The 26,451-nt window shown below is 66.8% G+C and carries 23 protein-coding genes and 2 tRNA genes; 16 read left to right on the plus strand and 9 right to left on the minus strand.

Annotation, left to right across the window (positions count from 1 at the left end; all coding sequences use genetic code 11):
- Nucleotides 1-62: 62 nt before the first annotated feature.
- Both QNO08_RS01760 and QNO08_RS01765 read right to left on the minus strand, forming a co-directional pair.
- Nucleotides 63-4,562: an ExeM/NucH family extracellular endonuclease gene (locus tag QNO08_RS01760; protein ID WP_229968017.1), complete on the minus strand. Its 4,500-nt coding sequence runs from the start codon at nucleotides 4,560-4,562 to the stop codon at nucleotides 63-65.
- 300 nt (nucleotides 4,563-4,862) lie between these two features.
- A tRNA-Ser gene (locus QNO08_RS01765) sits at nucleotides 4,863-4,950 on the minus strand.
- A 63-nt stretch (nucleotides 4,951-5,013) separates the two neighbouring features.
- Here QNO08_RS01765 and QNO08_RS01770 point away from each other — a divergent pair.
- The 6 genes from QNO08_RS01770 (at nucleotide 5,014) to QNO08_RS01795 (ending at nucleotide 11,003) form a co-directional block, all read left to right on the plus strand.
- Nucleotides 5,014-5,991 carry an NAD(P)H-quinone oxidoreductase gene (locus tag QNO08_RS01770; protein WP_229968019.1) on the plus strand — a complete coding sequence of 326 codons (978 nt, stop codon included), beginning with the start codon at nucleotides 5,014-5,016 and terminating at the stop codon, nucleotides 5,989-5,991.
- Nucleotides 5,992-6,121: 130 nt separating this feature from the next.
- Nucleotides 6,122-8,413: a carbon starvation CstA family protein gene (locus QNO08_RS01775; RefSeq protein WP_229968021.1), complete on the plus strand. Its 2,292-nt coding sequence runs from the start codon at nucleotides 6,122-6,124 to the stop codon at nucleotides 8,411-8,413.
- Complete coding sequence (locus tag QNO08_RS01780) at nucleotides 8,410-8,607, plus strand: YbdD/YjiX family protein (protein WP_284016125.1); 198 nt, start codon at nucleotides 8,410-8,412, stop codon at nucleotides 8,605-8,607. The genes QNO08_RS01775 and QNO08_RS01780 overlap by 4 nt, the downstream gene beginning before the upstream one ends.
- 210 nt (nucleotides 8,608-8,817) lie before the next feature.
- Nucleotides 8,818-9,585 (plus strand): bacterial proteasome activator family protein, encoded by a 768-nt coding sequence (locus QNO08_RS01785; RefSeq protein ID WP_229968023.1) that lies wholly within the window; start codon nucleotides 8,818-8,820, stop codon nucleotides 9,583-9,585.
- A 5-nt stretch (nucleotides 9,586-9,590) separates the two neighbouring features.
- Complete coding sequence (locus QNO08_RS01790) at nucleotides 9,591-10,064, plus strand: hypothetical protein (RefSeq protein ID WP_229968025.1); 474 nt, start codon at nucleotides 9,591-9,593, stop codon at nucleotides 10,062-10,064.
- Between the two features lie 102 nt (nucleotides 10,065-10,166).
- Entirely contained in the window at nucleotides 10,167-11,003 is an 837-nt protein-coding gene (locus tag QNO08_RS01795) for an aldo/keto reductase (RefSeq protein WP_229968027.1), read from the plus strand.
- Between the two features lie 135 nt (nucleotides 11,004-11,138).
- On the opposite strand, the gene QNO08_RS01800 is transcribed toward QNO08_RS01795, so the two are convergent.
- From QNO08_RS01800 to tmk, 4 genes are all read right to left on the minus strand, one after another.
- Nucleotides 11,139-11,214: transfer RNA gene (locus tag QNO08_RS01800), tRNA-Thr, on the minus strand.
- Nucleotides 11,215-11,315: 101 nt separating this feature from the next.
- Nucleotides 11,316-12,902 carry an alpha/beta hydrolase gene (locus tag QNO08_RS01805; protein ID WP_229968029.1) on the minus strand — a complete coding sequence of 529 codons (1,587 nt, stop codon included), beginning with the start codon at nucleotides 12,900-12,902 and terminating at the stop codon, nucleotides 11,316-11,318.
- Between the two features lie 64 nt (nucleotides 12,903-12,966).
- Nucleotides 12,967-14,109, minus strand: coding sequence for a DNA polymerase III subunit delta' (locus QNO08_RS01810; RefSeq protein WP_229968031.1), 1,143 nt, complete (start codon nucleotides 14,107-14,109; stop codon nucleotides 12,967-12,969).
- A complete protein-coding gene (gene tmk / locus QNO08_RS01815) occupies nucleotides 14,106-14,750 on the minus strand; it encodes a dTMP kinase (protein ID WP_229968066.1) in 645 nt (214 codons plus the stop codon). The genes QNO08_RS01810 and tmk overlap by 4 nt, the downstream gene beginning before the upstream one ends.
- Before the next feature lie 76 nt (nucleotides 14,751-14,826).
- On the opposite strand from tmk, the gene QNO08_RS01820 reads away from it, so the two are divergent.
- Nucleotides 14,827-16,008: a trans-sulfuration enzyme family protein gene (locus tag QNO08_RS01820; RefSeq protein ID WP_229968033.1), complete on the plus strand. Its 1,182-nt coding sequence runs from the start codon at nucleotides 14,827-14,829 to the stop codon at nucleotides 16,006-16,008.
- A 9-nt stretch (nucleotides 16,009-16,017) separates the two neighbouring features.
- Entirely contained in the window at nucleotides 16,018-16,338 is a 321-nt protein-coding gene (locus tag QNO08_RS01825) for a DUF2516 family protein (RefSeq protein ID WP_229968034.1), read from the plus strand.
- A gap of 43 nt (nucleotides 16,339-16,381) precedes the next feature.
- Here QNO08_RS01825 and QNO08_RS01830 read toward each other — a convergent pair whose 3' ends face one another.
- Nucleotides 16,382-17,104: a class I SAM-dependent methyltransferase gene (locus QNO08_RS01830; RefSeq protein ID WP_229968036.1), complete on the minus strand. Its 723-nt coding sequence runs from the start codon at nucleotides 17,102-17,104 to the stop codon at nucleotides 16,382-16,384.
- 223 nt (nucleotides 17,105-17,327) lie between these two features.
- Between QNO08_RS01830 and QNO08_RS01835 the strand changes: the two genes are divergently transcribed.
- Complete coding sequence (locus QNO08_RS01835; protein WP_229968038.1) at nucleotides 17,328-18,080, plus strand: phosphoglyceromutase; 753 nt, start codon at nucleotides 17,328-17,330, stop codon at nucleotides 18,078-18,080.
- A gap of 93 nt (nucleotides 18,081-18,173) precedes the next feature.
- Here QNO08_RS01835 and phoU read toward each other — a convergent pair whose 3' ends face one another.
- A complete protein-coding gene (phoU, locus tag QNO08_RS01840) occupies nucleotides 18,174-18,836 on the minus strand; it encodes a phosphate signaling complex protein PhoU (RefSeq protein ID WP_229968040.1) in 663 nt (220 codons plus the stop codon).
- Nucleotides 18,837-19,019: 183 nt separating this feature from the next.
- Between phoU and QNO08_RS01845 the strand changes: the two genes are divergently transcribed.
- Complete coding sequence (locus tag QNO08_RS01845) at nucleotides 19,020-20,252, plus strand: sensor histidine kinase (RefSeq protein ID WP_229968042.1); 1,233 nt, start codon at nucleotides 19,020-19,022, stop codon at nucleotides 20,250-20,252.
- A complete protein-coding gene (locus QNO08_RS01850) occupies nucleotides 20,249-20,929 on the plus strand; it encodes a winged helix-turn-helix domain-containing protein (protein WP_229968045.1) in 681 nt (226 codons plus the stop codon). The genes QNO08_RS01845 and QNO08_RS01850 overlap by 4 nt, the downstream gene beginning before the upstream one ends.
- A 151-nt stretch (nucleotides 20,930-21,080) precedes the next feature.
- On the opposite strand, the gene QNO08_RS01855 is transcribed toward QNO08_RS01850, so the two are convergent.
- On the minus strand, nucleotides 21,081-21,668 hold the full coding sequence (locus QNO08_RS01855) for a hypothetical protein (protein WP_229968046.1): 588 nt from the start codon (nucleotides 21,666-21,668) through the stop codon (nucleotides 21,081-21,083).
- Between the two features lie 268 nt (nucleotides 21,669-21,936).
- Between QNO08_RS01855 and QNO08_RS01860 the strand changes: the two genes are divergently transcribed.
- From QNO08_RS01860 to rlmB, 5 genes are all read left to right on the plus strand, one after another.
- A complete protein-coding gene (locus QNO08_RS01860) occupies nucleotides 21,937-22,419 on the plus strand; it encodes a CarD family transcriptional regulator (protein WP_104055910.1) in 483 nt (160 codons plus the stop codon).
- Nucleotides 22,420-22,539: 120 nt separating this feature from the next.
- Nucleotides 22,540-23,304 (plus strand): 2-C-methyl-D-erythritol 4-phosphate cytidylyltransferase, encoded by a 765-nt coding sequence (ispD, locus tag QNO08_RS01865; RefSeq protein ID WP_229968048.1) that lies wholly within the window; start codon nucleotides 22,540-22,542, stop codon nucleotides 23,302-23,304.
- Nucleotides 23,305-23,307: 3 nt separating this feature from the next.
- Nucleotides 23,308-23,817 (plus strand): 2-C-methyl-D-erythritol 2,4-cyclodiphosphate synthase, encoded by a 510-nt coding sequence (gene ispF / locus QNO08_RS01870; RefSeq protein WP_229968050.1) that lies wholly within the window; start codon nucleotides 23,308-23,310, stop codon nucleotides 23,815-23,817.
- 40 nt (nucleotides 23,818-23,857) lie between these two features.
- A complete protein-coding gene (cysS, locus tag QNO08_RS01875) occupies nucleotides 23,858-25,312 on the plus strand; it encodes a cysteine--tRNA ligase (protein ID WP_229968052.1) in 1,455 nt (484 codons plus the stop codon).
- 135 nt (nucleotides 25,313-25,447) lie between these two features.
- Nucleotides 25,448-26,443, plus strand: coding sequence for a 23S rRNA (guanosine(2251)-2'-O)-methyltransferase RlmB (gene rlmB / locus QNO08_RS01880; protein ID WP_229968054.1), 996 nt, complete (start codon nucleotides 25,448-25,450; stop codon nucleotides 26,441-26,443).
- Nucleotides 26,444-26,451 lie beyond the last annotated feature (8 nt).

The raw sequence follows: 26,451 nt of genomic DNA on the forward strand, positions 1-26,451 counted from the left end.
GAAAGACCGGCGCCGCCGGGAGCGAGGCTCCCGGCGGCGCCGGTCTTAGTGTCGAACCGGAGTTACCGGCCGCTGAGGCAGACCAGGTACCGGGCCCATTCCAGGGTGTAGCGCAGCCAGCCCCGGACATCCCACCAGTTCTTCGGCGGCACCGGGGCGGTGCACACCGGAGCCGGCGGCGTGGTTGGCGCCTCCACCGTGACCGGCAGGGTCACTGTGGTGCCCGAGGAATCGGCCGTGAGGACCAGCCGGCCCGAAGCCGCAGCCGATGCCGGGACGGTGACGTTGACCGACGCGGTTCCGGCGGTCACGGCAGAGGTGCCCAGGGGCGTCGCCGTTCCGGCCGCATCCACCCAGCTGACGGCCAGCCCGGTGTTCACCGGGCTTCCCAGTGAGGTCAGATCCAGACCGGACACGGTGAATGATACGGCCGCACCCGGAGCTGCGGCGGCCGGAGCGCCCTGCACCACAACGCCCTGGCGGGCGAAGTCAGGTGAGAGCGGGCTGTTGGCCTCGATGTAACTGATCCACGCGTCACGGTCGACGAGCCCGGAGTCACGGGTGTCGGTGCCTTCGTTGAAGACCGTGAAATTGTCGCCGCCCTGAGCCAGGAAGCTGAACGTGCCCACCCGGTAGGCCCGGGTCGGATCCAGGGCTTCACCGTTGACGGTTACCGTGGAGATCCGGGACCCCGCAGCCTGCGCCGGGTCGAACGTGTAGGTGATGTTGTCCGACAAACCCAATGCCAGGAACGGCCGCGAACTGCCCGCGGGCTGCCACTGCTGTTCGAGCATGGTTTTCAGCTGGGCCCCGGTGAGCGTGGTGGTCCAGAGGTTGTTGACGAACGGCAGCACCGCGTTGGCCTCGGCGTAGGTGATCACGCCGTCGTCGCCGTAGTACAGTTCGGCCCGCAGCCCGCCGGGATTGGTGACGCCGATTTCGGCACCGCCCCGGTCGGCCGTGGACAGGGTGCTGAGCAGGGAATCGGCTACGAGGTTGCCCAGCGTGGATTCGGCGCTGCGGTCATCGCGGGTGGTGCCGGTAAACGCCGTCGTAATGTCCGCGGTCACCGAACCCACCGGCTCGTTGCCGACCTCGGCGGAGTAGGCCAGCGCCGTGTCAACGATTGACTTCACCTCGGCCACCGCGGGATAGGCGGACACGAGGGACGCTGCGCTTTCCGTGGTCCGCGGAACGTTGGTGGCCGTGTAGGACACCACCTCATCGGTGGCCGGGTTGTAATCCAGGTTGATCTGGCCGATGAACTCGCCGTAAGACCCGGTCTGCAGCACGGGACGGGTTTTGCCGTCGCCGCCGGGAACGGGTGCGTCCCAGGCATACTGCTTGTGGGTGTGGCCGGTGTAGATGGCGTCGACCAGCGCACTCGTGCCGTTGACGATCTCGGCAAAGGTTCCGCCGGCGGCCAGTTCCTGCTCCAGCGTGGACTCCTCGAGGCTGCCGCTGCCGGCACCCTCGTGGTATTCGGCGACGATGACGTCGGCCAGGCCGGCGGCCTGAAGCTGCTCGGCCACCCGGTTGACGGCCTCGACCGGATCACCAAAGTCCAGGTCGGCGATGCCGCCGGGGCTGACCAGCGTGGGGGTTTCCTCGGTGATGGCACCGATCACGGCAACCGACACACCGTTCACGTCCAGGATCGTGTATTCGTCCAGGGCGGGAGTGGTGGTGCCCTTGAGGTAGACGTTGGCGCCGAGGTACGGGAAATCGGCGGCCGCAGCAACGCGGTCCGTAAGGTCCGCGAAGCCGGCGTCGAACTCGTGGTTGCCCACCGCAGACGCCTGCAATTCCAGAGCGTTCAGGACATCCAGCGTGGGCTTGTCCTGCTGGACGGAAGACGCGAACAGGGATGCTCCGATGTTGTCGCCGGCGGAGAGGAACAGCGAACTGCCCTCGGGTGCGGCGGCCTTGAGCTGCTCAACGGTTCCGGCGAAGTTCACGGTATTGTCGTCGATCCTGCCGTGGAAGTCGTTGATGTTCAGCAGGTTCAGCTCTTCGGTTTCCGCTCCTGCCGGGCTCAGATCCAAGCCGACGAGGATCGGATCGTGGTCCGAGGACCGGTAGGGGTCCGGCGCGTAGTAGTTGGTGACGTTGGTGTTGAAGCGGCTGTATTCCAGCGCCAACGACTCCACTGAGTTGATGTTCCAGATGTCGGCTCCGGTGACGGCCTCTGCCGCCTCCCCGGAGGCCAGGACGTGGTCGAGCGAGCCGACCAAACCGCTGAACGCGTAGGAGTGCTTGCCGGTGGCCTTGCCCAGGTTCACGTAGCCGGCGTCGGCGAGGACCCTCATCGGGTCTTCGGCGGCGTAGGAGTTGAAGTCCCCGAGCAGGAAGACCTTTTCGGTGCCTGCGGTCTCGGACGCGGTGTCTGCGAAGCTGACCAGCGCCTGGGCCTGGCGGACGCGGTCAGCGTTCCAGCCGCCCTGCCCGGTGTCAGCGTTCTCGCCCGAGTCCGGAGCTGAGCCCTTGGACTTGAAGTGGTTGCTGATGGCCAGGAGGGTTTCGCTGTCCGAACCGCCGGCGGGCTTGAAGGCCTGGGCCAGCGGCTCGCGGGCGTTGGAGAAGATGGCTTCATCGTTGAGGATGACGGACTCGCCCACCGGTTCGGCGGTGGCCGTGCGGAAGATGAACGCGGTGCGGATGACGTCTTCGGCGTCGGGCAGCGCGGCGGGGGAGCGGACGTAATCCCAGGTGCCGGGCGCCTGTTCGTTCAGGGCGGCCGTCAGGTGAGCCAGCGCCTCGTCGCGGTCCTTGCCGAACGCTGCCGAATTTTCCACCTCCATCAGCGAGACGACGTCGGCGCCCAGGGCGTTGATCGCGGCAACGATCTTGGCCTGCTGGCGGTCGAGGTTCTCGGCGTTGGCGGCGCCGCGGGCGTCGCAGCCGCCGCGCACGGTCAGCGGGGCGCCGGCGCGGTCGGTGTAGTAGGTGCAGCCCGCGAGAGTGTCGCCGGTGGTGCTGAAGTAGTTCAACACGTTGAAGGAGGCGAGTTTCAGGTTTCCGCCGACGCTTTCCGGGGCGGCCGTGCGGGTGGCTTCGAACGACGCCGGTGTCGCCTCGGCAGCGTTGGCCGCGGTGAGGGCGGTGAGCGGCTGGAACTTCCAGGCACTGTTGCGGAAGTCCAGGATCACGCCGGTGGTGAAGGCGGCCGCGGCCCCGATCCGCACCGGGTTCTCCGGGGTCAGGTAGGGCAGGGGGATGCCCTGGTTCGCAGCGCTCAGGAAGTTGGTGCTGGCGCCGTCGTCGAGCTTCACGGCGCGTGCCGCGTTGTCGGCGACGACGGCGGCGTGTTCCGGGGTGCCGACGGCGGCCACCGCGGTGGGCTGGACCAGCGGCGAGGTCCCGGCAGCCAGCCCGATTTCCGCGTACTGGTTCAGGGAATAGTTGTCGGTGACGGTAAAGCTGCCCTGCGGAGCCAGGAGCATTCCTTCCAGGGCTTCGCGTTCGACCTCGTTGGCGGGCCAGGTCACGCTGGCGGCCTTGACCTCCTCGGCGGGCTCATCGAGCCGGGTCAGGTTTCCGGCGGCGACCGTGAGCTGGGTCAGGCCGAAGTACTCGCCGACGCTGCCGGTGACTTCCACGTAGTCGCCGGCTGCCACGGATCCAACCGTGTCCGCCGAGTATACGAAGATGCCGTCCGACGCCGTGTGGCCGGCCGGGTCGAGCGTGCCGCCGGTGCCCGGGGTCTGCAGGTAGTAACCGTTGAAGCCGCCGGTGGGATAGACGCCGGTGACCTTGCCCCGGGTGGTGACGGTTTGCCCGATCAGCGGGCTGGCCTCGCCGGGCCCTTGGATCGCGGCGATTGGAATTGCGTCTCCGGGCGGGTTCGCCGGTGTGGTCGGTGAGGGTTCCGGAGTGGGCGTGGGGGTGGGATCCGGCTCGCCGGGAGCCGGGCTGCCGGTGCCCGTGGGCGTGACGTTGGCGCTGAGCGTGAAGTCAGCGGCGTTGTTGTTGGAGTCAGTGAATCCGGTGCGGTTCAGGGACTTGGGGTCGGCGTTGCCGGCCGGTGCTGCTGCGGCTGCGGTTTCGAAGGTGTTGGATGTGCCGTAGCCGAGCAGGTCCACGACGCCGGCGGTGCCGGTGACGGACCCGGCGGGCAGCGGATCCACCCGGGTTGCCTGGCTGGACAGGACGAGGGTGCCGCCCGACCCGCTGAAGCTGGCCCCGACGGTGGCATCGGCGGCCGGCAGCGGTGCGCCGAAGGCGCCGTTGGAGGCTCCGGAAATCAGATAGTAGCCCCCGGCCGGGATGGTTCCGGCGAGGGCTCCAATTCCGGTGGGCGCCGCCGTCGACCCCGCGGAGCGGTACTGCAGGGACCAGCCGTCAAGGCTGACGTCGGTGCCGGTGGGGTTGTACAGCTCAACGAACTTGTTGGTGAACGGGGCGTTGGCGCTGCCGCCGCTCAGGTACGCCTCGTTGATGACGATGCCGGGAACGGCTGCGCCGCCGTCTTCCGCATAGGCCGGCAGCGCCGTCATTGGTGCCGCCAGCAGGCCAGCCGAGAGGGTTGCTCCCAGGGCCGCCTTCCAGGTGAAAGGTCTCATGCCTCATGCTCCTTGGTCAGCTGGTCCCAGCTGACGGTAATGGCCGCCGTGCAGCGGCGGCGAGGGGGTAACGCGAGTGACGCTGGTAATACTATGTGGCGCAGGTTACGAATGGGTGACCGTTTGGTGGCCGGGATGTGCCGGGGGTGGGGCCGAGGAGCAGCGGAAACGCAAAAAGAGCGCATCACTTCAGGGAAGTGATGCGCTCTCAGGGGCAGATTGCACGGACCAAACGGTCCGGACGAAATGCATATTCTCTTGCGGCAAAACCGGATAATACTGCCGGATTTCGCCAATTTGCGGAAGGTAAGGGATTCGAACCCTTGGTACGGGGTTACCGCACACTGGTTTTCAAGACCAGCTCCATCGGCCGCTCGGACAACCTTCCCCACTAGTAGTCTGGCAGAAAGGTGCAATTCACCAAAATCTGATCAACCCCGTGGAGGACAGAATGAGAGCAGTTGTCATCACTACGCCCGGCGGCCCGGACACCCTGCAGGTGCAGGACGTGCCGGTGCCGGTGCCAGGACCCGGGGAAGTGCTCATTGACGTGGCTGCCGCGGGACTCAACCGGGCGGACGTGCTGCAGCGGAAGGGCCACTATCCGGTCCCCGCCGGCGGATCGGAGTATCCCGGCCTGGAGGTGTCCGGCCGGATCGCCGCGATCGGCTCCGGGGTGGAGGGGCTCTCCGTGGGGGCCGACGTCGTCGCCCTGCTGACGGGCGGCGGATACGCCGAGCAGGTCAACGTTCCGGCCGGCCAGGTCCTGCCCGTGCCGGCTGGCGTGGACCTGGTTACCGCAGCGTCCCTGCCCGAAACCGCTGCCACCGTCTTCTCCAACCTGTTCATGGCCGCCGGGGTTACGGAGGGCGACCACGTCCTGATCCACGGCGGAACCGGCGGCATCGGCACGATGGCCATCCAGATGGTGGCCGCGTTCGGCGCCGTGCCGATGGTGACGGCAGGCTCGGACGAAAAGCTGGAACTGGCCCGGTCGCTCGGTGCGCAGGTGCTCATCAACTACAAGGAGGAGGACTTCGTGGCCCGGGTCCGCGAAGCCACCGACGGGCGGGGAGCCGACGTCATCCTGGATGTCATCGGCGCGAAGTATCTGCAGCGCAACCTTGAAGCCCTGGCCGTGTCCGGCCGGCTGGTCATTATCGGCCTGCAGGGCGGCACCAAGGCTGAAATCGATCTCAACCTGGTGATGCGCAAGCGGTTGGCGGTCATCGGCACCACGCTGCGGGCGCGTCCGGCGGAGGAAAAGGCCGCCATCATGCAGGCGGTCCGCAAGTACGTGTGGCCGCTGGTGGAAGCGGGCACGATCCGCCCGCTGGTGGACCGCACCTTCCCGCTCGCGGACGCCGGTGCCGCCCACGAGTACTTTGATTCCGGCCATCACACGGGCAAGATCCTCCTGACGACCTGACCGGCCCGTCGCATGGGGCGCATCACACGCGCACTGCTAACCTCGTGGCAAGAGTGCGGTCTGTTCTGCCTCCCGACCGGTTCCACTGCCGGTCTTTCCGAGTCGTTACCCCAAACAAAGGGAACTCCTTATGAGTGAGAATCGCCGGCGCCGGGCCGCCCCCGGACAGCCCGAGGACAGCGACGTCCTGGTGCAGGATCCCGATCTTCCGCCGGTTGCCGTGGATCCGGAGACCGCGGAAGCCGAAGACCGCCACTGGACCCCGCTGAAGATCGCCATCTGGGCAGGCATTGCCCTGCTGGGCGGGGTCAGTTGGTACATGCTGGCCCTGGTCCGCGGAGAAACCGTCAATGCCATCTGGTTTGTCTTTGCGGCTGTCTGCACCTACTTCATCGCGTACCGCTTCTATTCCAAGTTCATTGAGCGAAAGCTCCTGCGGCCCAACGACCGGCGCGCCACTCCCGCCGAGTACAAGGCCGACGGCAAGGACTACGCCGCCACCGACCGCCGGGTCCTGTACGGGCACCACTTTGCCGCCATCGCCGGTGCCGGTCCGCTGGTCGGACCGGTCCTTGCCGCCCAGATGGGCTACCTTCCCGGCACCATCTGGATCATCATCGGCGTCGTGTTCGCCGGCGCCGTCCAGGACTACCTGGTCATGTTCTTCTCCATGCGCCGCGGCGGACGGTCCCTGGGGCAGATGGCCCGTGAGGAGCTGGGCCGGGTGGGCGGCACTGCCGCCCTGATCGCGACGCTGACCATCATGATCATCATCGTGGCCATCCTGGCGCTGGTCGTCGTGAACGCCCTGGCCGAAAGCCCGTGGGGCGTGTTCTCCGTGGGCATGACCATTCCCATTGCCCTGTTCATGGGCGTCTACCTGCGCTTCCTGCGGCCCGGCAAGGTCACGGAAGTGTCGATCATCGGCTTTGTCCTGCTGCTGCTGGCCATCATCGGCGGCGGCGTCATCGCCGACACCGCACTGGGTGACTTCCTGACCCTGGACAAGACAGTCATCGCCTGGGGCATCATCATTTACGGCTTCATCGCCGCGGTCCTGCCGGTCTGGCTGCTGCTGGCCCCGCGCGACTACCTTTCCACCTTCATGAAGGTGGGGACCATCGTGATGCTGGCCGTTGCGATCATTATCGTGCGCCCGGAAATCACCGTTCCGGCGATCAGCGAGTTCGCGTCCGCCGACAACGGCCCGGTCGTGGCCGGCCCGCTGTTCCCGTTCCTGTTCGTGACGATCGCCTGCGGCGCCCTGTCCGGCTTCCACGCGCTGATCTCCTCCGGCACCACGCCCAAGATGATCGAGAAGGAACGCCAGACCCGCTTCATTGGCTACGGCGGCATGCTGATGGAGTCCTTTGTGGCCATCATGGCCCTGGTGGCGGCCATCTCCATCGACCGCGGCATCTACTTCGCAATGAACTCCTCGGCCGCAGCCACCGGCGGAACCGTGGAGGGCGCCGTCGCGTTCGTCAACAGCCTGGGGCTGGCCGGCGTGAACCTGACGCCGGACATGCTCACCAATATGGCAGCGAACGTGGGCGAGGAATCCATCGTGTCGCGGACCGGCGGCGCGCCCACCCTTGCCGTGGGCCTGGCCCAGATCATGCAGAGCCTGATCGGCGGCTCCTCGATGATGGCGTTCTGGTACCACTTCGCCATCATGTTCGAGGCCCTGTTCATCCTCACCGCCGTGGACGCCGGCACCCGCGTGGCCCGCTTCATGCTGCAGGATTCCATCGGCAACTTCATTCCGAAGTTCCGCGACACCTCCTGGCGGACCGGGGCCTGGATCTGTACGGCCGTCATGGTCGGAGGTTGGGGGTCGATCCTGATCATGGGGGTCACGGACCCGCTGGGCGGGATCAACACCCTGTTCCCGCTGTTCGGCATCGCCAACCAGCTGCTGGCCGCGATTGCGCTCGCCATCTGCCTGGCGATCCTGGCCAAGAAGAACGTCTTCAAGTACATCTGGATCGTGGTGCTGCCGTTGGCCTTCGCCTCGGTGGTGACCATCACCGCCTCCATGTACAAGATCTTCTCTCCCGTACCGGCTGTCGGATACTGGGCCCAGCACAATGCCTTCAAGGGCGCCTTGGAGCGCGGCGAAACCAGCTTCGGCACCGCCAAAACCGTCGAGGCGATGGACGCCGTTGTCCGGAACACCCTCATTCAGGGCACGCTGTCCATCGTGTTCGTGACGCTCGCGATCATCGTGATCATCACCGCGGTGATCGCGAGCATCCGCTCCTACCGCTCCGGCGGTTCTCCAAGCGCCGAAGATCCGGCGGTCGCCTCGCGCACGTTCGCCCCCGCGGGATTCCTGGCCACGCCGGCCGAGAAGGAGATCCAGACGCAGTGGGACGCGCTGCCCGCGGACCGCAAACCGGTGAAAAAGGCGCACCCGTGAGCACGGCGGGCGTCAAGGACGGGCTGCGCGGCTTTGTGCGGTTCTTCCGCGATGTCATGGGCGAGGACGCCTACGGCAAGTACGTCGCCTTCCACGAATCCTCCGCCTGCAGCGCGCCGCTGCTGAGCGAGCGGGAATTCTGGAAGGACAAAATGGACCGCCAGGACTCCAACCCCGAGGGCCGCTGCTGCTAGCGCCCCCGGGACGCCGGGCAAGCACGAACGACGACGGCGGCACCTGCCCGGGTGCCGCCGTCGTCGTTCGTGCGGTGCGAACCTCGGGAGCATGTCGTTTTGTTGCCGGCGGCCCGGGCACGGACGGGGAATGCAGCAAAATAGCGGAAGGCCGGGCTGGAAAGCCGACGTGCCACCGGCAACCAACCGCAACCGTGAGAGCATTAATGCATGACTGAAGAGAACGGATCCGCCGACCGGCCGGATATGGCGCCTGCGCCCGGTTCCGCAGATTCATCACACGCCAAAAATCCCGCCGGCACTTCGGTTGGCCGTCTCGACGAGGCGCCCACCAGCAACCCGCCGGTTGTCGGCCGGGCCGCAGGCAACGGTTCACCGGATTACGCCTCCAGCGGCGGGTCCGGCGGGTCCGGCGGCCCCTCGGGCGGCGGGGAATCGGACATTCCCGCCCGCAGCGGCGAAAACAGTCCGGGTCCGGCGAAGCTGCGCGACCTGGTGGACGAGCCTGCCAAGGTCATGCGGATCGGCACCATGATCAAGCAGCTCCTGGAAGAGGTTCGGAACGCTCCGCTGGATGATGCTGCCCGCAACCGCCTGGCGGAAATCCACGCACGCTCGGTGCGGGAACTCGAGGACGGCCTCGCCCCCGAACTGGTCGACGAACTCCACCGGGTCAATCTCCCGTTCCTTGACGACACCGTCCCCACCGACGCCGAACTGCGGATTGCCCAGGCGCAGATTGTCGGCTGGCTGGAAGGCCTCTTCCGGGGAATCCAAACCGCCATCGCCGCACAGCAGACCGCCAACCAGCAGATGGCGTCCCGGCTGCAGCTGCGCCAGCTGCCGCCCGGCACCGTCCTTGCCCCCGGCATTGTCATCGGCGAGAACGGCGAGCCGCGGCGCGCCGACTCGTCAGCACAATCCCGTTCCGGCTCCGCCCATCCCGAACCGCATGCCGGTCCCGGCCAGTACTTGTAGGACCCATGGCACTTTTTGCAGCCGCCCGGCAGGGGCGGAAAGACGACACTCAGCTCGGCGTCGGTGTGTGGCGACGCGCCCACGACCGCTTCACCCGCGGCCTGGACCGCTACCACCAAATGCTGGAGGGGGTGGAGGACGACGCCATCTACAACGAGCTGGTGACCATCGCCAACGGGCTGGCCGAACTGCTGCCGCGGGTCCGCGACGTGTGCGTCACTGCCCAGCGGCGCCTGCCCAGCAACGGTCAGGACATCCCCGGCGCCCTGATCGCTGTGCACCGGGCGTTGTCCCGCAGCGGCAACTCGCTGGCGGCCACGGCCGAAGCAGCGGCCATGTCCCGGTTGGAGGGTGAACGGTGGGGCTTTGCCTCCGCCGGCCTGGAAAACGTGCACCGGCGTGCGCAGCTCGTCACCGAAGACGTCCTGGAGGCCGAACTCGCCCTGAAGGCTGCCCTCGCGGCGCCGCGGAAATCCTAAAAACTTGTTTCCGAAACGGGAATAAGGTCTGTGCTTTTTCGCGTCCAGCATAGAGCTGTCACGGAAGGCTGATTTCCGCGGGTCGTTTGCAAGGATAGGCGAATGACTACATCACCTCTTGTGACTTTCAACGACGGCAATACCATTCCCCAGCTTGGCTACGGCGTGTGGCAGGTTGAGGATTCGGTGGCGGAAACCGTAGTGGGGCAGGCGTTCGACGCCGGCTACCGCCACATCGACACCGCCAAGATCTACGGCAACGAAGCCGGCGTCGGCCGTGCCATCGCCGCCACCTCGGTTCCCCGCGAAGACATGTTCATCACCACCAAGGTGTGGAACGCCGACCAGGGCTACGAAGAAACCCTGAAGGCCTTCGACGCCTCGATGGAGCGCCTCGGCCTGGAAACCCTGGACCTGTATCTGATCCACTGGCTCCAGCCGAAGCAGAACAAGTACGTGGACACCTGGAAGGCCCTGATCGAATTGCAGAAGCAGGGCCGTGTGAAGTCCATCGGCGTCTGCAACTTCACCGTTGAGGCGCTGCAGGAAATCATCGACGCCACCGGCGTTGTTCCCGTGCTGAACCAGGTGGAGACCCACCCCTACCTGAACCAGTCCGAACTGCGCGCCTTCGAGGCCAAGCACAACATCCTGCACGAGTCCTGGTCCCCGCTGGGCTCCGGCAAGGGCCTGCTGGAAGACCCGAAGCTGGTCGAGATCGCCGCCAAGTACGACGGCGCCACCCCGGCCCAGGTGGTCATCGCCTGGCACCTGGCGCTGGGCAACATCGTGATCCCCAAGTCCGTGACGGAGTCCCGGATTCAGGAAAACTGGGAATCCCTCAACCTCAAGCTCTCGGATGAGGACATCGACGCCATCAACGCGCTCGACAACGGCACCCGCTACGGCGCGGATCCGGCTACTGCCGACTTCGCCTAGACCCCGCGCGGCCTGACGGGCCCGCGAACCGGCAGGAGGTGCTCGTCCCGGGCCGGGCCGAGCACCTCCTGCCGGGTGGCCGCCTGCGGGCAACGAAAAAGCCCCTGGAAATGAAATTTCCAGGGGCTTTTTCTGTGGAGCCTCCTGCCAGAATCGAACTGGCGACCTTCTCATTACGAGTGAGACGCTCTACCAACTGAGCTAAGGAGGCGGGCTTCAGCTGTCCGCTAACGGCCAGAATCCACAAGGAACTACTTTATATGCCGCGGGGCGGATGGTCAAAACGCGGTGTCCGCGCCGGCCCCGCTGATCCTACGAACAGACGGTGTCGTCGGCGGGCACCGTGCCGTCGATGAAGTAGCTGTCCACGGTGTCAGCGATGCACTCGTCGCCGCGGCCATACGCGGTGTGGCCTTCGCCTTCCCAGGTGACCAGGGTCGCCGAATCCAGCTGCTCGGCGAGGGCAACCGACCACTCGTAGGGAGTGGCCGGATCTCCGGTGGTTCCGATGACCAGCATGTCGGCAGCACCGGGAGCCTTGATCTCATGCGGTTCGTTGACCGGAACTGCCGGCCACGCCTCGCAGGTGATGCCGCCGTAGCCCAGGTACTTGCCGATGGTGGGCGAGGCTTCCCGAAGCTCCTTGGCGTCCAGACGCATCTGTTCGTCGTCACTGGTCATCGGATAGTCCAGGCAGTTCACGGCGCTGAACGCCACGGTGGTGTTGGAGCCGTAGCTTCCGTCGGCCTCACGGTCGGCACTGAGATCAGCCAGGTGGAGCATGGGGGAGGGATCTCCCTTCAGCGCGGCTTCGAGGGCCTGCGTCAGCGCGGGCCAGTTCTGGTCGTTGTACAGCGGCACGATGAAGCCGCTGACGAAGGTGGAAACGGTGACCACCCGCCCGTCCTTCGCCGTCATCGGGCTCGCCTCGACGGAGGCGATCAGGGCGCGGATGGTCTCGACGGCCTGCTCCGGCGTACCCGACAGCGGGCAGTCGCCGGAGGTCAGGCAGTCCTCCACATAGGCGCGGATGGCCTTTTCGAAGCCCGCGGCCTGTCCCAAGGTAATGTCCTCGTTGCTCGCTGCCGGGTCGAGTCCGCCGTCGAGCACCATGCGCCCGACATTCTGCGGAAACAGCTCGGCATAGGTCGCGCCCAGGAACGTTCCGTAGGAGAACCCCAGATAGTTCAGCTTGGAATCGCCGGCCACGGCACGCAGGATGTCCATGTCCCGGGCGGCACTGACCGTGTCCACAAAGCCCAGCAGGTCGCCGGAGTTCTCGGCGCATTTGTCGGCCAGCTCCTGCGCGCTGGCCCGGGAGGCCTCCAGGCCTGCCGGGGTGGAGGGGTCCAGGTACTCGGCGCGGGACTCGTCCAGCTCGGCGTCGGTCAGGCATTCCACGGGCGTGGAGCGGCCGACGCCGCGGGGGTCGAAGCCCAGGACGTTGAAGTTCTCGCGCAGCCGCTCGGAGGTCACGAAGTCCACTGACTCGGCGACCACGTCGTAGCCTGATCCGCCGGGGCCGCCGGGATTGAGCAGGACGGTTCCCTGCGCGCTGCCGTCGGACTCCGCCAGGATGACGGCCAGCTCGATGCTCTTCCCGTCCGGATCGGAGTAGTCCATCGGCACCTCCACCGTGGCGCAGCGGAACCCGCCGGCGAAACTGGCTTCGCACTCTCCCCAGCTGACCTCCTGGCCGTAATACGGCAGCAGGTCTTCGGGAACGTCGCCGATCACATCCGCCGCAGCGGCGGTCGGACTGGCAGCCGACGTCGACGGCGCCGGCTCAGCACTGTCGTCCGGTGCGCTGTCTCCGGTGCACGCGGTCATGCCCGCGAGGACGACGACGGCGGACGCTGCAGCCAGCGCGAGACGGGGAAAGCGGCTGGCTGGGGTCATCGTTGCTCCTGATGGGATGGGAGTTTCTGGTGTGCCGGCGAGGAGGACATTCCAATCCGCGCGGTTATAACAGGCTAACCGCCATGGCCTCGATGGCCAGCAGCGGCGCCACGTTGGTGGAGACCAGACGCCGCCGGACCACGTTGATCTCCTCCATGCGCAGCAGGGTCTGCTCCGGCGAGCCGTGCGAGGCATACTCGGTCAGTTCCTGCCGCAGCGATTCGTTGACCAGCTGCGCTCCGCTGCCGAGCTGGAGCATGAGGACGTCCCGGTAGAAGGACAGCAGATCGGTCAGCGCCCGGTCAAAGTAGTCGTTCTTGGACCGTTTGGCCCGTCGCGCCTGGTCCTCCTCCAGCCGCTTCACCTGGCCGCGGATCGACGGCGGAACAGTGCCGGTTTCCGGTGCGCCGAGGGAAGCCAGCAGCGACGCCCTCTCGGCGGCGTCGCGCTGCTCGAAGGAACTGGTGGCCTCGGCTTCGGCCAGGGCCACCAGGTCGGCGGCGGCCTTCATGGCGCCGGAGACGTTGCGCAGGGACAGCGGCAGCCGCACGATGGATGCGCGCCGGCTGCGGGCGCCCTCGTCGGTGGCCAGCCGCTTGGCGATGCCGATGTGGCTCTGCGCGGCCCGGGCCGCCTCGCGGGCAATATCAGGATCAATGCCGTCGCGGCGCACCAAAAGATCCGCCACGTCCTCCACGGGAGGCAGGCGCAGGCTCACTGCACGGCAGCGCGAGCGGATGGTGACCAGGACGTCGCCCGGGCTGGGTGCGCACAGCAGCCAGATGGTGCGGGGCGGCGGCTCTTCGATCGCTTTGAGCAGCACATTGGTGCTGCGTTCCTGCATGCGGTCGGCGTCTTCGACAATGATGACGCGCCAGCGGCCGGTGGAGGGCTTGTCCTGGGCCTTCCGCACCAGCTCCCGGGCCTCCACAATGCTGATGGTCACCTTCTCCGTCGTGACGGACGTGACGTCGGCATGGGACCCCGCCATCGCCGTGCGGCAGGCCTTGCACTCTCCGCAGCCGCGCAGCGCCGGATCCGGGGAATCGCACAACAGGGCAGCGGCGAAGGCCCGGGCCGCATTGGACCGGCCGGAACCCGGCGGGCCGGTGAACAGCCAGGCGTGGTTGGGGGTTGCCTGGGCGGCACCGCGGCGCAGCTGGTCGACCACCGGGGCCTGGCCCTGAAGATCATCCCAGACACTCACGGCAACAGCTCCTGCACCCGGACCAGGATGGCGGCGGCCAGGTCATCCACCGGCCGGGCGGCGTCGAGCACCAGGTAGCGTGCGGGATCGTTTTGGGCCTGTTCCAGGAAGGTGCGGCGGATGCGCAGGTGGAAGGCATCGGGTTCGGATTCCATCCGGTCCTCGGTTGCCTGATTTGCGGTGCGCCGCAGCCTGCCCTGCCCGGGGTCAACATCGAGCAGCACGGTCAGGTCGGGGGCAAAGCCCTCCGTGGCCCAGACGTTCAGCTGCCGGACGTCCTCGGTGCCCAGGGAACGTCCCGACCCCTGATAGGCCACTGAACTGTCGATGAACCGGTCACACACCACCACGTCTCCGCGTTCCACGGCCGGCCGGATCACCTGGGTCACGTGTGCGGCCCGGGAGGCGGCGAAGATCAGGGCCTCGGTGCGCGCGTCGATCTCGCCGTTGCCGTGCTCCAGCACCAGCGAGCGCAGTTGCTCGCCCACCGGGGTGCCGCCGGGTTCGCGGGTGCGGACCACGGACCGGCCGGTCGACTGCAGCGCGGCAGTGAGCTTTTCGGCCTGCGTCGATTTGCCGGCTCCGTCGCCGCCTTCGAAGGTAATGAACAGGCCTGGCCGGCGGGCGGAAGAATTCGAAATACTCACCCGTCTAGCCTACCCAGTTCGGCCGGCGACACATTGGCCCCGCGTTTCGGCAGGGCACTACGCTGAACAGATGAGTCCTGAGCCGAAAAGCCATTCCTCCGCGAATCTCTCCCGCGAGACCGTCGCAGTTTCCGCCGGTCGTCCGGCGCGTGAGCCGGATGCGCCGGTCAACCCGCCGATCGTGCTCTCCTCGACCTTCCACGGCACCGGGACGCCCGCGCCCGGAGACCGTGTGTACGGCCGCTTTTCCAACCCCACCTGGGATCCGTTTGAGGAGGCACTGTCCGAGCTCGAGGGCGCGGCCCTTCCGGCGCTGGTCTACTCCTCGGGACTCGCGGCGGTGGCGGCGGCCCTCTCCCTGGTTCCGGTGGGCGGAACCCTGGTGATGCCCCGGCACAGCTATCAGGGTTCCCTGCTCCTTGCCGCCGGGGAGGCAGCCACCGGCCGGTTTACCGTCCGCACCGTGGATATCGCGGACACCAACGAGGTGGTGGCAGCGCTCAACGGTTCGGACGGTGCCGGGGCCGCCGGGGCGCCCGCCAGCATGCTGTGGATTGAAAGCCCCACGAATCCCATGCTGGAGGTCGCTGAAATCGACGTGCTGGCCCGGGCCGCCCGCGACGTCGGCGCCGTGGTGGTTGCCGACAACACCTTTTCCACACCCCTGGTGACCCGCCCGCTGGAGCTCGGTGCCGACGTCGTCCTCCACTCGGTCACGAAGTACCTCGCCGGGCACTCCGACGTGGTGCTCGGAGCGCTGGCCACCTCCGACGGAGAGCTGCGCGACCGCCTGCACAGCTACCGTTCGCTGCACGGATCCGTGGGCGGCCCGTTCGAGGTATGGCTGGCGCTGCGGGGGCTGCGGACCCTGGCACTTCGGGTGGAGCGCTCGCAGGCCACCGCCGGGATTCTGGCGCAGCGGCTGCTCGAGCATCCAGCGGTGGAAGCGGTCCGGTACCCCGGGCTGCCGGGCGACCCCGGCCATGCGCGGGCAGCCAAGCAGATGGACGGATTCGGATCCATCATCTGCATCGAGGTGGCCGGCGGAGCGGCGGCGGCGGAAGCTGTGGCGGAAAACGTCCGGCTGTGGCTTCCGGCCACCTCACTGGGCGGAGTGGAGTCGCTGATTGAGCGGCGCCGCCGCCAACCCGCAGAGCCCGTGTCGGTGCCGGAAAACCTGCTGCGGCTGTCGGTGGGCATCGAGCACGCCGAAGACCTCTGGTCGGACCTGTCCCAGGCGCTGGCGCGGTAGGCTGAAACCGTGATCTACGTCTTCCTCCTTGAGCCCCTGTTCTACCAAGCCCTGGGCCTGGCCACGCTGGTGATGGCTCTTTGGGCGCTGTCCGATGCGGTCCGGCGCAAGCCTGCCGCGTTCGACGCCGCCGGCAAGCGCACCAAGGGTTTTTGGCTGGGCCTGACGGGAGGAGCGGCGGCAGTGGGAATACTGGGCACGCTCAGTCCCGGATCCCTCCTGCCCTTCACCCTGGCCGGCCTTGTCGCGGCCAGCGTCTACCTGGCCGACGTCAAGCCGTCCATCGGCGGTTCCGGCCGAGGCTCCTCGGGCCCGTACAACCGCTGGTAGCCCCGCGCCAAGGGGGATAGCTGCGTCAGGCAGTGCCCCCGCTTCAGGCAGGCTCGACGGCGTCCCAGGCGACGGTGATTTCCCCCAGGCGCCAGCGGGCCGGACCCGTCAGCAGCGGCCAGCCCGACGCACGCAGGTCAGCACACATGGCGAGCCAGCGCTGCCGGTTGCCGTAGGAGGCCTGCGGAGCCGCCAGCAGCCATGACTGGTCCATGGCCTGCAGGAGGGCATGGATTTTCTCTCCCGGAACGTTGCGGTGAATCAGTGCCTTGGGCAGCCGCTCCGCCACATCCGAAGGCAGCGCGAACGCGCCGAACCGCAGCGAGATGCTCAGCGACAGCGGCCCGGTTGAGTCCAGTTCAACCCACGTGGAGCGCCTGCCGATTTCGTCGCAGGTTCCGTCCACGAAAATGCCTCCGGCAGCGAGCCGGGACCGGACCATGTCCCAATGGGCGCCGTATTCGTCTTCGGAATACTGGCGCAGGACGTTGAACGCGCGGACCATGACCGGCCGCCGTCCGTCCACCGGCAGTTCGAATCCGCCCTGCCGAAACGACAGGCCTTCCCGCTCCAGCGATTTCGCTGAGCGCACCCGCGCCGGATCGATTTCAATGCCCACGACGTCGACATCCGGGCGGATGCGGCCCAGCCGGGTGTGGAGTTCAACGGCGGTGGTGGGGGCGGCGCCGTAACCGAGGTCAATGATGAGCGGGTCCGCGGCGCGCCTCAGCCTCCAGCCCTGCGGACCGGCAAGCCATCGATCCACACGCCGCAACCGGTTCGGGTTTGTAGTGCCCCTGGTCACATTTCCTACGGGTTTTTGCGGCTTTTTCACCAAACAATATTACGGCTCGGCGAACACTTCTCCGGACACTGCCGGCGGCGCCGGCGCCTGTCACGGCCGGGCGGTGACTGGAACGGCGCCGGCGGAGCGCCAGGGGCGGTCACCGGCCTGCCCCGGTCCCGGGTCCTCCGTTACCATGACTTATATGACTTACAAACTGATCCTTCTGCGCCATGGCCAGAGCGAATGGAATGAGAAGAACCTGTTCACCGGCTGGGTGGACGTGGATCTGACGGACCTGGGCCGGGCCGAAGCCCTCCGCGGCGGCGAGCTGCTGGTGGAGGCCGACATCCTGCCTGACATCCTCTACACGTCGCGTCTTCAGCGGGCCATCAACACGGCCAACATCGCCCTGGGTGCTGCTGACCGCATCTGGATCGATGTGAAGCGCAGCTGGCGCCTGAATGAGCGTCACTATGGTGCGCTCCAGGGCAAGGACAAGGCACAGACCCTCGCTGAGTACGGTGAAGAACAGTTCATGCTGTGGCGCCGCTCCTACGACACCCCGCCGCCGCCCCTGCCTGACGACAGCGAGTTTTCCCAGGCCCACGATCCCCGGTATGCGGACCTGGCTTCGGACGAGCTGCCCCGCACCGAGTGCCTCAAGGATGTTCTCGAGCGCTTCCTGCCCTACTGGGAGTCCGACATCTCACAGGACATCAAGGCCGGCAAGACGGTCATGATCGCCGCCCACGGCAACTCGCTGCGCGCCCTGGTCAAGCACCTGGACGGCATCAGCGACACGGACATCGCGGCCGTCAACATTCCCACCGGCATTCCGCTGGTTTATGAACTGGACGAGAACCTGAAGCCGGTCAAGGCCGGCGGCACCTACCTGGATCCGGAAGCCGCAGCCGCCTCCATCCAGGCCGTGGCCAACCAGGGCAAGAAGAAGTAAGCTCCCGCACCGGTAAGCACAGCAAAGACTAAGGGCGGCCCCGCGGGGCCGCCCTTAGTCTTTGAAACTCTTTGCTGAACGTGCTGGCGGAACCTAGCGGCTGGACTCCGACATCGGCTGCCACTCGCCGGTGACCAAATAGTTCACCTTGCGCGTCACGGAGACGCCGTGGTCGGCGAAGCGTTCAAAGTAGCGGCTGGCCAGGGTCAGGTCCACGGTGCTGACCGCCGACACCTGCCAATCGGGTGCGGCCACGGCCTTGAAAACACTGGCATGGAGCTCATTGATCCGGGAGTTGCAGGCGTAGATTTCAACGCTCAGGTCCAGATTCCGTGTTTCCAGAAGCTCGGTGAGCAGCTCGGAAATGCGGATGTCCAGGCGGGCCATCTCGCTGAAGGTTTCCACCATGGGATCCGGAACCACGTGCTCGGGGTAGCGGAGGCGGGCCAGCTGGGCGATGTGCCGGGCGAGGTCACCCATCCGTTCCAGCGATGCACTCATCCGCAGGGATCCAACAATCATGCGCAGGTCACTGGCGACCGGCCCCTGCAGGGCGAGGACGTCGATGGCGCGTTCGTCGAGGTCATTCTGGAGGAAATCAATCCGGGCATCGGCGGCGATGACATCCTGCGCCAGCTCGGTGTCAGCACCTTCGAAGGCGAGGGTGGCTTTCTGCATCGCTTCGGTGACGAGCTCGGAAATCTGGGTCAGCTCTTCGCCAATCTGATGAAGCTCGGCTTGGAAAACCTTACGCACTTCGGGTCCTTTCACTTATGCAGCACTCGTCCAACGTCCCTGCAGCTGCTTGTCACGGCCGCATTGGCAGGATTTCAGTTGAGGGTTAACCGTTGGGCATCTTCAGATGAACGTTAGTTTAACGCAGGGACTTATGCCACCGCGGGTCCTCCCGGGTCTCGCCGGTCAGCCTAAGCTAGGAGAGTGAATCCTGTATTGCTGGGCTTGGTTGCCGGGATCCTCGGCCTGGCCGTGGGAGTGTCCGGTGTGCTCGCGTATGTGGCCAGCCGGCATCAGCGCCGGGAGCTGGCCGCCGAAGACGACCCGGCCATCCCTGACGGAGCCGCCGAGGTGCTGGCCGTCATCGGGCGCGCCTACATTGTGGTTGACGCGGTCGACGGCGTGATCCGGGCCAGTCCCGGCGCCTACGCCTTCGGCCTGGTCCGCGGGCACACGCTGGTTCCGCCCGAGCTGCTGGAGATGACGGGCCGCGTTCGCCGCGACGGCGTCATCGAAGAGCGGCAACTGGAGCTGCAGCGCGGCCCGCTGGGCCAGGGCAGCACCATTCTGCAGGTCAGGGTGGCCACCGTGGGGGAGGAATACATCCTCATCCTGGCGGACGACCGCACCGAAATCGCGCGCACCGAGGAAGTCCGCAACGACTTTGTTGCCAACGTGTCGCACGAGCTGAAGACCCCCGTCGGCGCCATCTCACTGCTCGCCGAAGCCCTGGACGACGCTGCCGGAGATGAGGAGGCGGTGCGCCGCTTTGCCGCCAGAATGAGCAAGGAGTCTGCTCGGCTCACGGCCCTGGTGCAGGACATCATCGAACTGTCGCGCCTGCAGAGCACCGACATGGTGGACCGGGCCCGCGAGGTGGACATCAACCAGCTTGTCGCCGACGCCGTCGAAGCCAACCGGCTGCCCGCCGAGAACCGGAACACCACCGTCGTCGTCGGCGGCTCCGTTGAAGGGTCCGTCTACGGGGACGCGAAGATGCTCACCACTGCCTTCCGCAACCTGATCGACAACGCGATCCGCTACGCGCCCGCCGGCAGTCGGGTGGGCGTGGGGCTGCGCTCCCGGGACGGCATGGCGCAGGTGGCCGTCACCGATCAGGGGCCGGGAATCCACCCCGAAGACCAGGAGCGGATCTTCGAACGCTTCTACCGCATCGACAGCGCACGGTCCCGGCACACCGGCGGAACCGGCCTGGGACTGAGCATCGTCAAACATGTGGTGTCCAATCACGGCGGCGAAATAAACCTCTGGTCCCAGCCGGGGCAGGGGTCAACGTTCACCGTGCGGCTGCCGGAAATGGAGTCCGCAGAGACGCCTCCGGCCCGGTTGCAGGACCGCGCCCCGGCAGGGCCCAGATCCAGCAGGGTGTCTCCGCCGGCCGGCGGAGACATACACGAACAAGGAGTCAGCGCTTGAGCAGCATCCTGATTGTCGAAGACGAGGAATCCTTCAGCGATCCTCTGTCCTACCTGCTGGGACGGGAGGGCTTCGACGTCCGCGTGGTGGACAACGGCGCCGACGCCGTCATCGAGTTCGACCGGCACGGCGCAGACCTAATCCTGCTGGACCTGATGCTGCCGGGCCAGCCGGGCACCGAGGTCTGTCGGCAGATCCGCCAGCGCTCCGACGTTCCGGTCATTATGCTGACTGCCCTGGACGGGGAGATCGACAAGGTGGTGGGCCTGGAAATCGGCGCCGACGACTACGTCACCAAGCCGTACAGCTCACGGGAGCTGCTGGCCCGGATCCGGGCTGTTCTTCGGCGTCGCAGCGACGGCGGCGACCTCACGGGGCCCACCGTGGAGGCCGGGCCGGTGCGCATGGACCTGGACCGGCATGTTGTGACCGTCAACGGCGTCGACACCCCGCTGCCCCTGAAGGAGTTCGAGCTGCTGGAGATGCTCCTGCGCAACTCCGGCCGCGTTATGACCCGCGGCCAGCTGATCGAACGGATCTGGGGCGCCGACTACGTGGGTGACACGAAAACCCTCGACGTGCACGTCAAACGCCTGCGCGGAAAGATCGAGCCGGATCCGTCCCTGCCCCGGTACCTGGTGACAGTGCGCGGTCTGGGGTACAAATTTGAAACCTGATCCTGAAACTCACGCATAAGTTCTTCGGCCCACAGGAATGCGGCCCCGAGGAATGCGGCCCACAGAAAGAGGGACCCGGCTGAGCCGGGTCCCTCTACCTGAGTTCGCTGCGGTGATGCGGGCTTCGCGCCGCGCCACCGGCCTGGGCCGGTTAGTGCGACGCGGCCGGTTCCGTCGCCACGCCCGTGTCGGCGCCGGTGTCCTGCTCAGTGTCAGCCTGGTCCGACGGAAGCATGGTGGCCATGTCCGACGGCGTTCCGGCCGGCGTCGGCAGGTACTCGCGGTAGGACTCAAGGGTGCCGTCAACAACGGGAACGTCCAGGTCCACGGTCTCCGTGCCGTTGCTGGCGTCCGCCCGCAGGCCCGTGCCGGGCAGCGTGTCGACGTTGGGAACCGTTACCTCGGAGGAGGGAGTGTCCTCGAAGACCACTTTGTCTCCGGCGCCGATGTTCCACGTCAGCGTGGTTCCGCCCAGGGCCAGTGAAAAGTCCACGGCTTCGGGAGAAGCGTTCACCACGGTGCCGAGCAGACGGCCGGCTTCGCCGTCGCCGTTGCTGACCACCAGGATGTTCCGCAGCTCAACTTCACCGACATTTTCGACGATGCCGTCCGAAGGCGAGTACTCGCGTACCGTTGCCTGCTCGTTCACTGCGCTGCAGCTGGAGACTCCCAGTACGGCCAGCGCAATTACACCGGCGGCAGCAGCTCGCTGCGCACGGTTCTTGGGTGTGAATCTCACAGCACAAAACTCCTGGGGTGTTGCGGTCTCGCGACCTGCGGCTATCTTTTGTGCCTAGCCTATCGGCAAAGAGCCAAAATGTTGGATTTTCATGCCCCCGCGGAGGTATGTGAAAGACACCTCCGCAGAGACATCGCCGCAGGTGGGAATGCGGACCGAGGGCCGAATACTACCTACGCGGGTCACGATCCGGTACCTGACCTGCGAAAACTCTTCTCGGCGTGTCGCGCCCATGGTAAACTGGAGGCTGGGAAAGGGGAAAGTCCACATGGTTTTTGAGGTTGGCGAAACAGTTGTTTATCCTCACCACGGTGCCGCGAAGATCGAAGAGATCAAGATGCGGACCATCAAGGGCGAAGAGAAGATGTATCTCAAGCTTAAGGTGGCACAGGGTGATCTGACCATAGAAGTACCGGCTGAGAACGTCGATCTCGTTGGAGTGCGCGACGTAGTGGGCAAGGAAGGCTTGGAGCACGTGTTTGATGTGCTGCGTGCCGAGCTCACCGAAGAGCCCACCAACTGGTCCCGCCGGTACAAGGCAAACCTGGAGAAGCTTGCGTCCGGTGACGTGGTGAAGGTGGCCGAGGTTGTGCGTGACCTCTGGCGCCGCGACCACGACCGCGGCCTTTCTGCAGGAGAAAAGCGCATGCTCGCAAAAGCCCGCCAGATCCTGATTTCGGAACTGGCACTGGCTGAAAAGACGGACGAAGACCAGGCCGCAGTTGTCCTGGACAAAGTTCTGGCAAGCTAACCGCACGGCGTCATCGAACAAAGCAGCACCACGGCACGCTGCCGGTCCTTCGGGGCCGGCATTTTGTCTTTAAGCAGCCTGCTTTTAACCGGCGCTTTCGCCGGGCACTAGGCTGAAGGGGTGTCTTCAACAGTTTCCCGCGAGCAGCGGATCGGCGTCATCCTCGTAGCAGGCGGATCGGGGCAGCGGCTGGGCTACGGCATCCCCAAGGCCCAGGTGCCGCTGGCCGGCGCCGCCCTCCTTACCCACGCCCTCCGCGGAATCGAGGCCTCCGGGATCGCCGCAGCGATCAGCGTTGCCGTGCCGGCAGGTGACACCGTCATGCGGTCCCTGTGCCGAGATGCCGGGGCCACCGGCACCCTGACCGTGGTCGACGGCGGTGCCACCCGCGCCGATTCCGTCCGGGCCGCCCTGCAGGCCCTTCCTCCGGACCTCGACGCGGTCCTGGTCCATGACGCGGCACGGGCGCTGACGCCGCCGGAGGTCTTCCGGCGGGTGGCTGCCGCGCTGGCGGCCGGCGCCGCCGCTGTCATCCCCGCTGTGGCCGTGACCGACACGGTAAAGACCACGGCAGCCACTGCCCCCGAACAGGCCGGCATGGCCGCGCGCGTGGTCACCGGCACCCCCGACCGCTCCACGCTCCGCGCCGTGCAGACGCCGCAGGGTTTCGACGCCGCCCTGCTGCGCCGCGCCCATCACGCTGCCCGGGAATTCGACGAAGCCCGCGCCGCAGCCGTGACCGACGACGCGATGCTGGCCGAATCACTGGGAACACCGGTGTACGTCGTTGAGGGGTCAGAGCTTTCGCTGAAGATCACCACCCCGCTCGACCTCCTGCTGGCCGAAGCGGTGCTGGCCCGCAATTCCGACAACTCCAAGGACTGACTGATGGCAGCTGTGAACCTTCCCCGCACCGGCGTCGGCGTTGACGTTCACGCCTTCGCGCCCGACGACGCCCCGCGCCCGCTGTGGGTGGCAGGAGTCCTTTGGGACGGCGAGCGCGGCCTGGCCGGCCACTCCGACGGCGACCCGGTGGCCCACGCCGCGGCCGACGCACTGTTCTCCGCAGCCGGACTCGGTGACCTGGGCACCCACTTCGGCACCGACCGGCCCGAATATGCCGGCGCCTCGGGCACCACCCTGTTGGCGGAAGCGGCACGGATCGTCCGCGGTGCGGGATTCGAGATCGGCAACATTGCTGTCCAGCTGATCGGCAACCGGCCCAAGTTCGCGCCGCGCCGCGCCGAAGCCGAAGCAATCCTGAGCGGAGCGGCCCAAGCCCCGGTCAGCGTCTCGGCCACCACCACCGACGGCCTCGGCTTCACCGGCCGCGGCGAGGGCATCGCCGCGGTGGCAACCGCCGTCGTCGTGCGGGTCGAGGGTACCTTTGCGTCATAGAAGGCCCGGCGCGGCTCGGAAGGCGCGATAGCCTAGAGCGGTGAGCTTGAGATTCTATGACACCGCAACTGCGCAGGTCCGCGACTTCGTTCCCCTGAAGGAGGGCGAGGTGAGCCTGTACTACTGCGGCGCCACCGTCCAGGGCATGCCGCACGTGGGCCACATCCGCTCCGCCATTGTGTTCGACCAGCTCACCCGGTGGCTGCAGTGGCGCGGCTTCCGCGTCACCACGGTCCGGAACGTCACCGACATCGACGACAAGATCCTGGCCAAGGCCGCGGACTCGGTGGGCGCCGAATCGTCGGCCGGCGTTGTTCCCGACGAGCCGTGGTGGGCGCTGGCCTACCGCTTTGAGCAGGAATTCGCAGCAGCCTACGACACCCTCGGCGTGCAGCGGCCCACCTACGAGCCCCGCGCCACCGGCCACATTCCGGAAATGCACACGCTCATCAGCCGCCTCATCGACGCCGGCCACGCCTACCCCGCGCTGGACGAGTCCGGCGACGTCTACTTCGATGTCCGGTCCTGGAACAAGTACGGCTCACTGACCCGGCAGAACATTGACGACATGCAGGCAGCGCCCGACGCCGGCCCCCGCGGCAAGCGCGACCCGCGCGACTTTGCGCTGTGGAAGGGCCACAAGGAGGGCGAGCCCGAAACCGCGGCATGGGACAGCCCCTGGGGCAAGGGCCGCCCGGGCTGGCATCTGGAGTGCTCGGCCATGGTCACGAAGTACCTCGGCCCGCAGTTCGACATCCACGGCGGGGGCCTGGACCTGCGCTTCCCGCACCACGAGAACGAGATGGCGCAGTCGCAGGCGGCCGGCGACGGTTTCGCCAATTTCTGGATGCACAACGGCATGGTCACCTTCGAGGGCGAGAAGATGTCCAAATCCATCGGCAACACGGTCAGCCCCGCGGAAATGCTCCGCGAGGCCTCACCGCGAGTGGTGCGCTATTACCTGGGCCAGGCCCACTACCGGTCCGTGCTGGACTACCGGCCCACCTCCCTGCAGGAAGCCGCGGCCGCCGTCGAGCGCATCGACACCTTCATCAGCAAGGCCCGGGCCAGGGTTCACGGCACCGGCGACTCCGGCTTCGTCCCGAGCAGCGGTTCCATGCCGGCGGCCTTCGCCGAGGCGATGGACGATGACCTCAATGTGCCGCAGGCCCTCGCCGTCCTGCACGAAACGGTCCGCGCCGGCAACACGGCACTTGCCGAGGGAAATGTTGCAGCGGCCCGGGAGGCCCTGCACGCGGTGCTCACCATGACCGCGGCACTGGGACTCGACGCCGTGCAGCAGCCCGCACGCTCCGCCGGGCCCGAGCACCGGGCGCTGGACACCTTGATCCAGGCGCAGCTGGAAGAGCGGCGCGCCGCCCGCGCCGCGAAGGACTGGGCCCGCGCCGACGCCATCCGGGATTCACTGGCCGCGGCCGGCATCACAGTGGAGGACACCCCGGACGGGGCCAGCTGGACCCTGGCCGCGGGCTGAACGGAGATCCGGAACCAGGCCCCGGTTAGGGCCTGATTTAGCTTTGGGAGTACACTCCCAACGCGTGTGCAGCGGCGGCCCGGGAGCCTGCGTAAACTAGAAGTAATGCTTTCTTCTAGGTTTAAGGTGTAATCGATGGCCAACAACGGACGTCCCGGCGCAATGCGTAAAGCCAAAAAGGGCCCCAGCGGGGGCACCGGTGGATTGGGCCGCAAGGCTCTTGAGGGTAAAGGACCCACACCCAAGGCTGAAGAGCGCCCCTACCACAAGGCATTCAAGAACAAGCAGCTTGCCGAGCGCTCGGCAGCCAAGCGCGGCGGCGACACCCGCGCAGCCGGTGGCCGCAGCGGCACCAACGTCCGCGGCAAGGTGGCTGAGGAAGTCGTCACCGGCCGCAACTCCGTCGTGGAGGCACTGCGCGCCGGCATCCCCGCCAAGGCCCTGCATGTGGCCGTGCGGATCGACATGGACGACCGCGTCCGCGAATCCCTGAAGATGGCGGCCGACCGCGGCCTGCCCGTCATGGAGACCCACAAGCCCGAGCTGGACCGCATGACCAACGAGGCCGTGCACCAGGGCCTTGTCCTGCAGATCCCGCCGTATGACTACGCCGATCCCATGGACCTGGCCCAGGAAACCATCGAGGCTTGGAGGAAGGGGCACATCCGCAACGCCCCGCTGTTCGTGGCGCTGGACGGCATCACCGACCCGCGCAACCTCGGCGCGATCATCCGCTCCGCATCAGCGTTCAGCGCGCACGGCGTCATCGTGCCGGAACGCCGGGCCGTGGGCATGACCGCCTCCGCCTGGAAGACCAGCGCAGGCGCAGCCGTCCGCGTGCCGGTCGCCCGCGCCGGCAACCTGAACAGTGCGTTGAAGGCCTTCAAGAAAATGGGCATCTTCGTGCTCGGCCTGGATGGCGACGGCGACGTGTCGCTGCCGAACATTGTCCTGGCCAAGGATCCGATCTGCATCGTTGTGGGTTCCGAAGGCAAGGGCCTGTCCCGCCTGGTCCGCGAAAACTGCGACCAGATCGTGTCCATTCCCATCGATTCGGCCATGGAATCGCTGAATGCTTCCATGGCGGTGGGCATCAGCCTGTACGAGATTTCACGGCAGCGTTCCGCCTAAACCGCAGC

The organism is Arthrobacter sp. zg-Y820 (genome assembly GCF_030142155.1).
In the GTDB taxonomy this organism is placed as follows: domain Bacteria; phylum Actinomycetota; class Actinomycetes; order Actinomycetales; family Micrococcaceae; genus Arthrobacter_B.